Origin of the sequence: Polaribacter sp. AHE13PA (genome assembly GCF_019278505.1) — a bacterium.
Taxonomy (GTDB): Bacteria; Bacteroidota; Bacteroidia; order Flavobacteriales; family Flavobacteriaceae; genus Polaribacter.
In genome coordinates this window covers 2,966,598-2,981,044 of sequence record NZ_CP058985.1, presented here as the reverse complement: position 1 = coordinate 2,981,044, position 14,447 = coordinate 2,966,598, and the positions used below count along the sequence as shown (strand labels likewise).

Annotated in this window: 10 protein-coding genes and 1 pseudogene; 3 read left to right on the top strand and 8 right to left on the bottom strand. The window is 30.2% G+C overall.

The genetic code is table 11. The features are described 5' to 3' along the window. Positions 1-116: 116 nt before the first annotated feature. Complete coding sequence (locus H0I28_RS12755) at positions 117-1,448, top strand: TolC family protein (RefSeq protein WP_218759341.1); 1,332 nt, start codon at positions 117-119, stop codon at positions 1,446-1,448. Positions 1,449-1,533: 85 nt separating this feature from the next. Then, the gene (gene tsaB / locus H0I28_RS12750; RefSeq protein ID WP_218759340.1) at positions 1,534-2,220 is read left to right on the top strand and encodes a tRNA (adenosine(37)-N6)-threonylcarbamoyltransferase complex dimerization subunit type 1 TsaB; all 687 of its coding nucleotides are present in this window, start codon (positions 1,534-1,536) and stop codon (positions 2,218-2,220) included. A 4-nt stretch (positions 2,221-2,224) separates the two neighbouring features. Here tsaB and H0I28_RS12745 read toward each other — a convergent pair whose 3' ends face one another. Continuing rightward, positions 2,225-3,031, bottom strand: coding sequence for a mechanosensitive ion channel family protein (locus H0I28_RS12745; protein ID WP_218731849.1), 807 nt, complete (start codon positions 3,029-3,031; stop codon positions 2,225-2,227). A 192-nt stretch (positions 3,032-3,223) separates the two neighbouring features. Continuing rightward, positions 3,224-3,337, bottom strand: a pseudogene (locus H0I28_RS12740) (dodecin domain-containing protein); the annotation flags it as partial. Between the two features lie 208 nt (positions 3,338-3,545). Here H0I28_RS12740 and H0I28_RS12735 point away from each other — a divergent pair. Beyond that, positions 3,546-3,896 (top strand): toxin-antitoxin system YwqK family antitoxin, encoded by a 351-nt coding sequence (locus H0I28_RS12735; protein ID WP_218759339.1) that lies wholly within the window; start codon positions 3,546-3,548, stop codon positions 3,894-3,896. Positions 3,897-4,128: 232 nt separating this feature from the next. Here the strand turns inward: H0I28_RS12735 and H0I28_RS12730 are convergent, their stop codons facing one another. From H0I28_RS12730 to ruvA, 6 genes are all read right to left on the bottom strand, one after another. Beyond that, positions 4,129-5,004, bottom strand: a complete 876-nt coding sequence (locus H0I28_RS12730) for a S9 family peptidase (protein WP_218759338.1) — start codon at positions 5,002-5,004, stop codon at positions 4,129-4,131. Positions 5,005-5,125: 121 nt separating this feature from the next. Continuing rightward, entirely contained in the window at positions 5,126-5,845 is a 720-nt protein-coding gene (locus H0I28_RS12725) for an energy transducer TonB (RefSeq protein ID WP_218731846.1), read from the bottom strand. A 58-nt stretch (positions 5,846-5,903) separates the two neighbouring features. Further along, positions 5,904-6,194 carry a VanZ family protein gene (locus H0I28_RS12720; protein WP_254712703.1) on the bottom strand — a complete coding sequence of 97 codons (291 nt, stop codon included), beginning with the start codon at positions 6,192-6,194 and terminating at the stop codon, positions 5,904-5,906. A 58-nt stretch (positions 6,195-6,252) separates the two neighbouring features. Beyond that, positions 6,253-6,633 carry a glycine cleavage system protein GcvH gene (gene gcvH, locus H0I28_RS12715; protein WP_218759337.1) on the bottom strand — a complete coding sequence of 127 codons (381 nt, stop codon included), beginning with the start codon at positions 6,631-6,633 and terminating at the stop codon, positions 6,253-6,255. Positions 6,634-6,660: 27 nt separating this feature from the next. After that, positions 6,661-13,764, bottom strand: coding sequence for a cell surface protein SprA (gene sprA, locus H0I28_RS12710; RefSeq protein WP_254712774.1), 7,104 nt, complete (start codon positions 13,762-13,764; stop codon positions 6,661-6,663). Positions 13,765-13,781: 17 nt separating this feature from the next. Next, the gene (ruvA, locus tag H0I28_RS12705) at positions 13,782-14,363 is read right to left on the bottom strand and encodes a Holliday junction branch migration protein RuvA (protein WP_165731618.1); all 582 of its coding nucleotides are present in this window, start codon (positions 14,361-14,363) and stop codon (positions 13,782-13,784) included. Between the last annotated feature and the right edge of the window lie 84 nt (positions 14,364-14,447).

Here is a 14,447-nt window from a genome sequence, read left to right as displayed (position 1 = left end):
TAAGTGTTTTTTTTTGTAACAAATTTTACTTTTAGTCGTCTTATTTTTAACTTCAAAAGAAAAGTTATTCTTTTGTAATTACAATTTATATTATATCAACTAAAAAATAATACGTTTTGAAAACTAAATTGATCCTATTTGTAGCTTTTTTAACCACTATTACTACCTTTTCTCAGAAACAATGGACACTTAAAGAATGTGTAGATCAAGCTTTAGAGAAAAATATTTCTATCCAACAAAATAAATTAAGCTTAGAGCTAGCTAAAAAAGATGTTGCTATTGCTAAGGGAAATTTTTTACCAAACTTAAACCTTTCTACTGGAGGAAGATTTAATGCAGGTTTATCTTCAGATGAAAATGGAGTATTAAAAAACACAAATAATTTTTCATCTAGTTTAAGTTTATCTGGTGGTGGAATTATTTTTAATGGTTTTAGAAATACGAACACTTATAAACAAGCTCAGTTAGGTGTAAAGTCTAGTTTGTTAGATTTAAAGAAGATAGAAAATGATATTTCTTTATTTGTTGTAAATGGTTATTTAAATATATTATTTGCTAAAGAAAATTTAAGTTCTGGTAAAGTGCAGTATGAGATTAGTAAAAAACAAATTGAAGCTGCAGAGAGTAGATTTAATTCTGGAGTTATTGCTAAAGGAGATCTTTTAAACGCGCAATCTACAGCTGCTACGGACTTACAGAATGTTATTGCTCAAGAAAATGCGTTAGACTTAGCTTTGTTAAATTTAGCGCAACTATTACAAGTACCGGTTCAAAATTTCGATATTACTTCTATAGATGTTGGTACCCCTACATCAACTTTATTATTTAAAAATTCTGATGACGTATATGAAAAATCATTAGAGGAAATGCCAGAAATAGAAAGAGCTAAATTGGCAATAGAAAATGCAGATTTAAATATTGATATTTCTAAAGGAGCTTTTTTACCTACTTTATCGTATTCTGTTAGTTCTGGTAATTCTTATTATCATCAGTTTAATAACTTGTTACCAAATCAAACGAACTCTTCTTTTTTCACCCAGTTTGAAGATAGGTTACAACACGGATTAGGTGTTTCTCTTAGTATTCCTATTTTTAACAGATTTCAGACAAAAAATAGTGTCGCTAAATCGATGATTAATAAAGAGATTTCTGAAACTCAATTAGAAAGTGAAAAATTAAATTTAAAGCAAACGATAGAACAATCTTTTTTAGATGTTAAGTCTGCATTAAAAACCTACGAAGCTTCAAACATTTCTTTAGAAGCACAAAAAGAAGCTTTTAAAAATGCACAAGAACGTTATAATTACGGAACCATTACTTTGTTTGATTTTGATCAAGTAAGAACCCGTTTGGTAAATGCAGAAGCTACCATGATACGTTCTAAATATGATTATGTTTTTAAAACGAAAGTATTACAATTCTATTCTGGAGAATTGATTCTAGAATAAATAAAATAAAGATTCCTTATGAAGCCTCGCACATTTGCGAGGTTTTCTTTTTTCTATAACTTATATTTGCATAAAAATAGAACAATTGGCAATTATCCTTAACATAGAAACCGCAACCAAGAACTGCTCTGTAAGTCTTGCAAAAGACGGAAAAGTTATAGCAATAAAAGAATTGAATAATGGTAATTATTCTCATGCAGAAGTATTACACCCTTTTATTTTAGATGTATTAAATGAAGTAAATATTACTTCTACTGAAATAGACGCTGTAGCCGTTAGTAAAGGACCGGGGTCTTATACTGGCCTTAGAATTGGAGTTTCTGCCGCAAAAGGGCTTTGTTTTGCTTTTGATAAGCCTTTAATTTCTATTAAAACATTAGAATCTTTAGCACATGCTACTTCTTTAGAGAAAGGCATTATTATACCGATGTTAGATGCTAGAAGAATGGAGGTTTATGCTGCTGTTTTTAATGAAAAATATGAACAAATTAGAGATATTAAAGCAGAGATAATTGATGAAAATTCTTTTTCTGATTATTTAGAAATAAATACCGTTTACTTTTTAGGTGATGGAGCGCATAAATGTAAAGAAATAATTACCCATAAAAATGCAGTTTTTATTGATGATATGTTCCCTTCTGCTAAAGAAATGGCAAAATTATCTTATGATAAGTACAAAAAAAACGACATCGAAGATGTCGCTTATTTTGAACCATTTTACTTAAAAGATTTTGTGGTTATTCCTGAAAAGAAAAAGAAACCAACCTTTTAAAATATTATTCGTTTTTGTTGATGTTTACTCTGTGTGGATAAGGAATATCGATTCCGGCTTCATCTAGAGCTTCTTTTACCTGTTCCATAACTTCAAACTTAACTGTCCAGTAGTCTTCTTTTTTTACCCAACCTCTAGTAAAGAAATTGATAGAACTGTCTCCTAATTCAGATAAATTAACTGCAGCAGCAGGAGTTTTTAAAATTAATGGATGGTTGTTTAGAATGCCATAAAGAAGATCTTTTGTTTTCTTAATATCAGAATCATACCCTACACCAAATGTAAAATCTACACGACGAGTAGCTTCTGTACTATAGTTAACAATATTACCATTAGATAACGTTCCATTAGGAATTATAATTTCTTTATTATCTGTAGTGTTTAGTTTCGTTGTAAAGATCTCAATCTGCTTTACAGTTCCGCTTTCACCTTGTGCTTCAATAAAATCACCTAGTTTAAAAGGTTTAAAAATCATAATTAAAACACCTCCAGCAAAATTAGCAAGAGATCCCTGTAGTGCTAAACCAACAGCTAAACCTGCCGCTGCTATAATTGCTGCAAAAGAGGTTGTTTCTACTCCTAGTTTAGAAATAACAACTATTATTAATAATATTTTTAGTACCCAACCAAGTAAATTACTTAAAAAAGTTTGAAGAGTAGTGTCAATACCACCCTTATTCATTGCCTTTTTAGCACCTTTAACAATTAGTTTTATAACTAATAAACCAATAATTAAAATAGCTAGTGCTACTAATACTTTAGGCGTATATTCAATAATTAATTTTTCTAAATACTCTAAATATTTTTTCATTTTTTATCTTCTGTTTATAAATTAAATGCAAAAATAGAGGTTTCTTATTGAACAAGAAAAAGTTTAACTATAATATTAAAAGTGAAATAATGCCTAGTGCTGCTGGTATTGTTTGTATTGTATTCATTCTGTTGTATTAAGTAAATCGATTTAATTTGATGAGAAAAAATTTAGAGTAGGGTGTTTTATCTTTTAATTTACTTTGAATGTGATTTTTAAGTTTACTATAAATTCAGTAATCTCATCATTATTTACAACAGCACTTTGCGATTTTAAAAAAATAGATCTTATATTTTTTACTGATTTAAAGGCTTCTTCCCAACTTTTTTAAGAAATAGCTAATACTTAGATAACCTTCATAACTGCCATCATCTTTGTTTTAAATTTATATATAGTAAAGGTGATGTTTTTATTCTTAAAACCCCAATGTTAAATTAATGTTACCAAAAGGTTGCTTAATTGTAATTTTTCATGTATATTTGAACATGTAATGTAACAATAAAAAATTATCGTCATGAAAAATATACTAACACTTATAGTTCTTTGTGTAGCAACAATAGGATACGCACAAGATAGAGAAACAACTTATACCATAGAGGGAGATTTAGTGAAAGCTACTTATTATTACGAAGATGGTTCTATTAGTACTGAAGGGTACTTTAAAGATAAAAAATTAACAGGTCAATGGACTCGTTTTGATAAAAACGGAAACAAAACTCAAATAGCCAAATACAATGATGGCAAAAAAGTAGGAAAGTGGTTTGTTTGGAATGATGAATCTTTAAAGGAAATTAATTATAGTAACAATGCAATTGTTAGCGTAAATTTATGGAAACATGAAGCTAAATTAGCTGCTAATAAATAATTTTTATTTTTGTTTAGCCAATTAACGGGCTATTGAAACTCCAAAAAAGTAATTTTTTGGAGTTTTTTTATGGACTAACTACACTTGGTTATTTATTAAAACGTTTTCGGTTCTAAATTAGAACTGTTTTAATATACTTTGTTAGTTTTAAATATAAGAATGGAGTATCTACTATTATTTTTTATTCCAGTTTCTTTAATGAGATTGTTATGCTAAGTATCTTTACATCAGGTTATTTTAAGTACTTTCTGAACCAGTTTATTACTTTTTTATTCCTAATATTACGGTGAGTATTTAATCCATGGTCGCCATTTTCAACAATTTGAAAGTCAAACTCCTTATTCAGTCTTTTCATTTCTTTAATCATCAGTTCTGCATTTATAGGCTTTACTTTCCAATCATCAGATCCATGTAAAATAAGCGTTGGTTCATTGATCTCATTTACCCATTTTATTGGAGACCTATAGTCATACTCCTTTTTAAAATTGATAGTGTCACCAATTAATTCTTTTAATACTTTTTCATACATTTCTGGACGAGTATCAAAATCAAGTCTTAGATCTGTTGGGGCACCAACAACTGCAATGGCTTTAATTTCATCGGTTAATCTCGAAATTTGGTATGCATTTAGACCTCCTCTAGATATTCCGAATACTCCAATATTTTGATTAGAATATTTGAGGGATTTATTGATTTCAATAAGTTTAAGGATATCATTTAAATCTTTTCCTCCAAATTCATCTTTTCCTTCACTGTGCATATTTCCTCTTAATTGAGAAGACAGTACTATAAAACCATTTGATGATAAGTATTGTTGATATATTAAACTTTTAGTCGTAAAAGTACCAAAATCTCTATTACCTCCTCTGTTATAAATTATGGTAGGATATTTCTGTAAATCTTTTGGTTTTGTTAGAAAACCAGTTATTTCAAGACCATCTGATTTGTAACGTATTTTATAAGTTTCAGTAGGTAATTTAAAATCGTTATTTGTTTTAATCAGATATTGGTAGTCTATTAAAGGTGAGAAGTTTTCTTTTTTTTTAATTTCTTGTTTACAACTAGATAAAAGTAGAGTTGAAAATATTAATATTAAGTAAGTTTTCATATTTAATTTGCTATAATTTATGAATATTAAAAAATATTATAAGACATTTAAAAAGTTTAAAGCATAAAAAAAACGTCTAGAGTTTTAACTCTAAACGTTTTTTTATATAATGTATTATAAATTACTCTACAATTAAAGTAAAAGGAATACTATATTTTACTCCTACTGGCTTACCTCTTTGTCTACCTGGTTTCATTTTAGGTAATTGTTTCATTACGCTAATAACTTCACTTTTAATTTTTGGGTGTGGAGCTCTTGCATTAACATCAACAATATTACCGTTTTTATCAATTTTGAAACCGATAAATACTCTTTTTCTACCAGAAGATAATCCTAATTCGTTTGGTAAATTTGCATCAAACTTTCTAGAGAAGTGCTTTTGTACCATTTTACTAAAACAAGCTTTTAACTCGTTTTTACTTCCTTTACATCCAGGAAATACAGGTACATCTTCAATAATCATAAAACTTACATCTTCTACAACTTCTTCAACTTCTTGAATTTCTACAATTTCTTCAACCTCTACAGCTTCGGTTTCATCTGTTTCAGTAGATTCGATTACAGTTTCTTCAACTTCTTCTTCATCCTCTACAATTTCTATTTTTTCTGGTGCTGGAGGTGGTGGAGTTTTTGGTTTAATAGGTTCTATTTTTTCAGTAATAACTGTTTCTTCTTCCATATCAGCATTCATGCTCACTGTACCTAAGTCTCCAATAACTTTATCATAAGTTTTGTTTTCTATAGCTGCGTAAGTTACAAATAGTGCTAAAACCAAACCTATTTGCATAAAAATTTTACTGTAATTTTCTAAATTTGATTTCGGGTTTTTTTTAATTTCCATTGTAAAGAGTTTTTAATAGTTCGCTAATTTAATTAAATTATTGGTTTATATACAAGTCTTAGTATGAATTAACTGTAATTTTTTTCAAAATTTGATTAAAAATAATAAAACCTAAGAGAATACCTACTGTATTTGCTATTGCATCTTTATAATCTCCTGTTCTATATGTAGTTAATGTCTGTTGTAAAACTTCAATAATTATGCCAAAAAAAATACAACAAATAACAATCACATATTTTAGAGTTGGTTTTCTATAAAAAGAGAATAACCAAGTTACAGAAAGTGTAAAGTAGGCAATAAGATGATATATTTTATCAACGTTATTGATACCAGTTTCTATCTTAGGCATTCTCCTTAAACTCAAATAAGCAATTGTAATTGTTATGAATATCGCAATGATAAAAAGGTTATCCTTCAATAAGCTCTTGATACGCTGCAGCATCCAATAAATCATTTATTTGTGAACTATCTGATATTTTAATTTTAATCATCCAACCTTTTCCATAAGGGTCTGAGTTTACCAATTCTGGCTCCTCTTCTAATTCTTCATTAAATTCTATTACTTCTCCTGATAAAGGCATAAATAAGTCTGAAACTGTTTTAACAGCTTCTACAGAGCCAAAAACGTCTCCTTCTTCTACAGTATCGTCTAAAGTATCTACATCTACATAAACGATGTCTCCTAATTCTCCTTGTGCAAATTCTGTAATTCCTACAGTTGCTACGTCTCCTTCAACCTTAATCCACTCGTGGTCTTTAGTATACTTTAATTCTAATGGTAAATTCATTTTTTTAAATAGTTTTTGTTGTTATGTTTAATTTCCTCCTAAGTTATAAATAATATTAAATCCTCCATTAATCGCTTGTCTAGGAAAAGTGGTAGAGATTGCATATCTAGATGTTTGATGGTTGTAATAGAATGATGCGGTTAAACTATTACTTAATCTATAATCTGCGGTAAATTTAATAGAAAAAAGTTTTTGTCCACCACTAATTTGATCATTATCTTCATCTACAGATCTAATTTGTGTAATATTATCTCTTAAAGACACATCTGCTCTTAAATTGACATCTCCTTTTAGTGTTTGTTTCTTTCCTGTAAAACGTGTATTGAATTTTACGTCTTCAAAAACATATCCCATTCCAAATATAAATTCTGTTCCAGAAATATCTGTTAAGGTGCTGTTGTTAAAATTCATAGTAAGCGTTCTGTCACTTTTTATTTCTCCTCTTAAAGAAAATGAGTTTCTCATTTTCATATCTAGTTTAATTAGTGGAGAAAATTCATCTACTAAAGTAACTGCAGATACTAATAATTCTGATTCATAATTGTTGGCAGCATTTATGTTTGCGTACGGGTTATTGGCATCATACTGTAAGTTATTGGTAAAACTAGATACAGTGTAAGAAGATCTATAACCATGTGAAACTACAAAATTACTAAAGTTTTTCTTGAAGAAATTAAACTTCATTAAACCATTGTAACGCAATGTCCAATTAGGGATAGGAATATCTCTAAAAAGACCGGTATTTACTTTATCTGGACTTTTACCAGAATAAGCAGCTACAAATGCAGGTAATAAAACTTGCTGACTATTGGTTCCAAAACCACTTGCAGGTACTAAATTTTCTGTAGCTAATCTGTTTGAAATTATACTTCTATAATCTCTTAAATTCTGAAATAAAACATCTCCGTCTGTAAATGCAGTAGAAATCATAGAGTAACTGGTACTAAAGTTTCCTGTTTCAAAGAAAGGGGTATTTTCAAATTCATTGCTGCCAGATACAAGGTCTAGTTGCTGAGAGAGATCTCTTGTTTGTATTTTATTACCTCTAACATCTATATTTAAATCCTTAATTGGCTTTAATGTAAATGTGTAATCTAATTTATTGTAATGTGTTTTGCTGTAAGTTTTACTATAATATTCTTCTCCATTGTTTCGAGACACAAACCAACCTTGTTCTAAAGCTTTATTTCTAATATCTACTTGGCTACCAAAAGCAAAAGAAGTAGGAGCACCTCCTAAAAAACCAACATCTTCTGTATACCCTGGTAATAATTGACCATTGTTTTCTGAATAACTTATCTTCCCTTGTTTTACCGAAGTTAGAACATCGTAAGTACCTTTTAAGATCTTTTTACCGATAGATAATTTTTTGTTTTGCTTAACTCTACCAGGAGTTCTTGGTAAACCAGTACCTTGATCTCCTTTTGCACTTTTACGTTGATTTTTAGTCAATAATAATTTTTCGAAACCAAGCCCTTTGTAAAAAGCATCAAAATTAATAGTGGTATTTAAATTGTGTGTATTTGCATTTTGTATCGTGTTTCCTATTAAGTTTACAGAAGGGACATCAACACCATTAACGTCTATCGTATTTTGAGGAGCTGCTTGCCAGTCAAAATCTGCAGTATATGCATAGTCTGCTTTTATAAACTTTAAAAAAGGAATTTTATCGATAGGTAAATTATACGTTCCGTTTAATGCTTGATGGTAATGATTTGCTCTTCCGGTATTAAAAAAGTCATCAAAAACCTGTATTTCATCATTGCTACCAAAAGTATCGTAAATATAACTGTTGGTTGCATTAAAGTTTACTTGTAACGATTTTGTTAAATCGAAACCGATGGTATAATCCCAATCGAATAAAAATCTACGTTGTTTTAATTCTGGTTGAGCCGATAAACCTGAAACTAAATTTCTAGATTGTTGTTCGTTATAATTTCTGTTGATACTAGAATTAATTGCAAAAGTTTTAGGGATTGGGTTAAAATTAAAGTCTTTTATAAGCTGCCAATATTTATTTCTAAAAATAGAATCATTATTTTTAAATGGTTCAAATGGTTTAGAATCGAAACTAAAATTATAAGATGCAGAAGCTCTTACACTTTCGTTAATACGTTTTTTAATGTTGTAATTTCGTTGATATTCTTTGTTATGAGCATAAGAAACAGCTACGTTTTCTACATCATAAAACTTAGGTTTTTTTGTAGAATTAGGGTTTCTATTCTTCTTAACGTTTGTAAAGCTAATGCTTGTTCTTTTGGTATAATCTCTAGAAAACTCACTATTTTCATTTTCACCTAAAGCATCTGCTAATTCTACGTCTTGAAACTGAGGGTCGTATTTTGGATCTATATAAAGTTCACCAATACTATAACTCATTGGCAATTGAATTCCCCATTTTTTAGGAGTTAATACTTTACCTAAATTTATAGTAGTAGCAACATCATATTGTTTTGTTTCATCTAAACTACGTTGTCCTACTCTGTCTTCTACATTACCAAAACCAACGGTAGACATACTACCAGATAAAGATACATTTGCTACATCTGCAAAATTTGCATCTGCATTTAGTACAGCTGCCCATCCACCTTCATTATCAAAACCAGAAGAACGCAACTCATTAAACCAAACCTCACCACTAATTGGAGTTGTTGTTTTGTTTTTTACTCCTAAAACAATTGTTTTTAATTCTGCTAAAGTTGGGTTTCCTTTTACTGAAATTGTATAAGGTATTTCGGCATCTTGCTCAATAGATGTATAGATGTCTGTAATGGCAACACCAGCTCTGTCTCTTTCTAATTTTACCAATCCAAAAGTTTCTAGAAAAGCATCTAAATTATTTGCTTCTGGCCAAATATCTAAAGCAGAAGTACCATTTTGAGATACTTTTAAAGGGAGTTCTATTTGATAAAAGTTATCATCTAAATCTGTACCTAATCTTATAACTGCAGAAAAATCATCATCATTAATGGCAAGTGCTCCTTCATTTTTTTGAAGGTGCATAAACATTTTTAAATTTTTAAATCGTCTTAAATCAATGCTTATGTTTTTATAAATGGCTCTGGTTTCGTTTGCAGGTAAATTATTTACTTTTAATGTTACAGATTGTTCATTTTGTAATTGTACGCTTGTACTACCTTGTAATTGCTCTCTTTCTATTCCTGGAGGCTGAATGTAGCTTCCTTCATTTTGCTCTATACTTACAACACCAACTTCAAAATCTTTTAATTCATTTTCATCTAAATCTTCTGGTGTAGAAATAGATTCGTCTAATGTTTTTGTATAACGTCTCCAGTCTCCACGTACCAAATCTAACTCTCCAAAACGAAGTACTACTGGTATTTTAAAACTAGTTAAAAACATTCTAACAAAACGAATACTATTAAAGTCTGAAATACCATTTACAGGTGTTCCGCTTCTAATAGGTACTCTAAATTGATACCAAGTTGTTGTTTGGTTTGCTCCGTTTTCTAAAGTTACATCTGTTGTTTTTTTATCAACAATAAAATTCTTTCCAACAACCAAATCATTTCTATTCATAGAAACTTTATACTCGTAATAACTTTCTACGGTATTCATGGTCTGATCTTTATTAATATCTTCTACATCTGGGTAGGTTGTAGATGAAGTAGGGTAGCTTTCTGTAGATTGATTTAAGGTTGGAGAATTTCCTTGTGTATTGTTGTAATCTTTGTACCTAGTAATTATAGAAGCACGATTTGCGTCTAACTCACTACCTCTAAAATATTGAAAATTATCTGATGCAGGATCATTAGGGTTTAATTTACTAAAGTTAGGAAGAGTTGTACTGTACTTCGCAAATTCTTCAGCATCATTTAAACCATTATATCCAAGATCTTGGTTTGCTCTAGATTCATCATTTTCATCAAAAGCATAAATTATAGATGAGTTTGTTGGTACTTTTCCCCAAGTTGTTTCTGCGGTATTTATTTCTCCACCAGTTTCTGGTAAACCGTTTTCAAACATTTTACGACTATCTTTTAAGATGTCTTCAGAAACATTACCTAAGTTTATGTATAAATCTCCAATTTGGTTTGATGGATCTTCCGGATTCATGCCTATAGGTAAACCTTCTGTCTCGGTAATAGAATAATTTTCATAAGGATCCATTACCCAAAACTGTACATATTCAACATTTGCTTGATCAAAATTGTTGGTTGTTAAAGCTCTCATAACTCCCGCCCATCTATTTTGTGGGTCAGAGAAAGTTCCGTCTGCTTTTACATTAATACCAGTATCAAAATTATAAGAACCTCTTTCAGATGGAAAATAAGCTAAATCTAAAGTTCTTATTACTGAGTTCTGTGTAATATCTAACTGCACATTAGGGAATAATTCCCTATAATTAATCTGTCTTGTTTCTGCTCTAGAAAGTTCTGCTGCATTAATATTTGATGGTGTATCTCCAGCTCCGTAGAAAATTTGGTCTACATTATACCATGCCAATTTTCCTCTTTGGTAATTGTAAGATAAATCTTCTTGATCTCCATTAAAACCTGTGAAAAATTTTGGAGTACTTGCCTCATGCCAATCTAATGGTGATAAGATACTAATTGGTATTTGAGAAGCTTCAAAATCATCTATATAAGAAGTTGCAGTACCTGCTACATCAATACCACTTGGCGTTCCTGGAAGCAAATATGCCATATCTGCCCTAACCGATAAATTAGAAGGTACATCTGTGTCTACAAAAGGTAATTTATTTGCCAATTTTGTAAAATAAGGAACCTCTGTAGTGTAATCTATATTTGCCCCAAACATGGTATTGTTTATTGGGTCTGAACCAAAATTAACTTTTGGAGTAATAGGTCTTTCATTTACATTTAAAATGGTGGCACCAATAATAAATTTATCTGAAAACTTATGTTCAACATCAACCCCCATAAAGGTTTTACGTTGTTGATTAAACACCGCGTTGTTTTCTGTAGAAACACTAATTGGAGTTCCAGAAGCTTGCAAGCCAGTGTCTATAATTTGCACACGACCCAATTGATAATCTACCACATAATCTACACCTTCTACCAATTGTCTACCTCCTGCAGTTACTGTAACCGATCCTCTTGGTACGTTAAATGCTCCAATTGGTATTCCTCCAGAATTTTCTGATTTAAAATATCCTTTTAAGAAATACTTGTCTTTATTTTGATAGTTGTTTTGTGCGTTTATTTTGGTGTTTAAATAAAGTTCTTTAAATAAATAATTGTTATCTACCGTTTCATCTAAACCAACATCATTGGTGTTTTGTTGAACTAAATCATTACCAAAAGGTTCAGGTTCTGGGAAAAAGATAAATCCGTTTTGAGAATTTACGGTAATACCTTCTACATAATCAAAATATCCGTCTGGAGTTCTATATTGACTTTGGTCTAATTGGTCTAACTTAAAAACCTGTATTAATGGTAGGTTAGGTATGCCTGCTGTATTTGCATTTTGTAAAACATTAGAAGAAATACCTGTTTGGTCATCTCTGTATTGAATTTCGAAATAGAAACCATCTTGAGATAAAGGAAAAGTACCTAATGCATACACGTTCTTCATCATTAAACGCCATGTAGGAAAAGATTCTGTAATAGTAGCACCATTAACAACTCTCTCTCTGTTAGTTTTTAAGATTTCACTACGTAATAATTTTACAGCTAGAGTTTGTGGAGCTTGAATACCATCGTTAGAAAATTCACCTACTTTAAAAGAAGTTTTTGTACTTCCAGAAACGCCACCTGCAATTGTATATTCATAAGCAACCGCTAAAACTTCACCATCGTTTAACCTTCTATTTAAAGAAATAAAACCTAATTGAGAGTTTAACGTAAACTCACTAGTGTTCAATTTTCTTGCATTTTCTAATACAGAATAGTCTGTGCCCTCACTCATGTTGTAAGGTTGTAAAGTACTATTTACGGTAGAAATATTTCTAATACCACTAGTTGTAGTTAGTAAATTAGATAAATTATTCGATTCGTTTGTTGGGATATTTCCACCTGTAGTTGTTGGCGGACTTGTTGGCTGTACTTCTCCTGTTTGATTTACCAAAACATCCGTATTAGATTCTCCTATATCTGCTAGAGCTACAATACTTCTATAATCTTCTGTACTAGAGCTTGTATTGGTAATCCAAACTTCTGCTCTTGTAATACTAACCTGACTGTTAATTAAAGGATAGTTTTTAAGAGAGTTTGCGTAGTTGTCTATAAAATATTGTGATAAGAAAAAGTGACGATCATTATCATAATCCGTAGCCTTTAATTGAAATTCTTGTATAGAAGCACCACCTTCTGCAACAGTTGTGGTACTTTCTGAGTTTTGTTGAGAGAAAACAGCGGTTATATTGGTGTTCCCAAATTTTAATTGTGTTTTTACCCCAAAAAGACTTTGAGCTCCGTTTATTAAAGAGTTTTTAATAGGCATAGAAACATTACCTGCTTCTATTCCTTGTAAAATATCATCTTCTGTTGGCTCGTACCCAATTTTCACTAAATTCTGAAAATCGAAAGTAGATTGTGTGTCGTAATTTGCTGTGAAATCTAAACGTGTACCTACTTGTGCACGAATACTTGCATTAATTTGTTGATCAAAATCAAACGTAAAACTACTTCTGTTTTCTTCGGATAATTGTGGGTTTTCTGTATTCTGATAAATAAAACCGAGCTTTAAATTTAAGCTTCCAGTAGGTGTTACTTTAATTTCACTCCCTCCAAAAATAGTTTTAAATAAGTCAGATTTTACATAATATGTTGGTAGTAGATCTTTTTGAGCTTCTTTAGATCCTTTTTTGTTAGAGTTCGTAGCACTTACTTTGTCTTTGTAATATTGCGTCATATCTCGTTTTAAACGATAATCTGCGTATTCTCTTTGTGTAAGATAAATGGGGGTTTTGGTGTAGTAATCGCCTATTTTTTCGAAAATTACATACCTGTTTAAATCTTTATCAAAAATAATTTCTTTCTCTGCCAGATAATCTAAAAATAAACCACCAGTTTGCTCTTTTTTAAAGTTATATCTTAAGTCTAGAGTGTCTTTTTTTACTGTTATGGAATCTGTATCCTTATCTGTTTGCGCATAAGAGGTGTTTGCTATGAAAGCAAAAGCAAGAAATAAAAATATTTTTTTCAAAAAATTTTTCAAAATTCTTATAAATTTTTTAAGGCTAGTTTTATTAAGTTTTCTACGGTAGCTTCCGGGTTTTCTTTTAAAATTGTTGAGATCACTTTCTCTGATTGCTTTTTATTAAACCCTAAAACTTCTAAAGCAGATAACGCTTCATCCTTGTTGGTATTGCTTGTAAAAGTAGAAACTTCATCAATATTAAAGGTTTTTAAAATTTTATCCTTTAAATCTACAATAACTCTTTGTGCTGTTTTTGCACCGATTCCTTTTACAGATTGTATGAGTGGTACATTTTCTGATGCAATAGCATGTTGTATTTCTTCTGATGTCATAGATGACAACATTGTTCTTGCAATACTTGGTCCAACACCTGAAACAGAAATTAACAACTTAAAAACTTCTCTCTCTGTTTTTGTAAAAAAACCAAAAAGGGTGTGTGCGTCTTCTCTTATTGATAAATGTGTGTATAAAACAACAGCTTCATCATCGGGTAAACTAGAGAAAGTATTTAGAGAAATATGTAATAAATAACCAACTCCATTGCAATCTACAACAACTTCTGTTGGGTTTTTTTCTACCAACCTTCCTCTAACTTGTGTAATCATATATTTCTTTTTATAAGCCTCTAAAGTAAGAATTTATTTTAGGTTAGGTGTGAGCGCAATTTATATTTTATAAATCATAGAGAT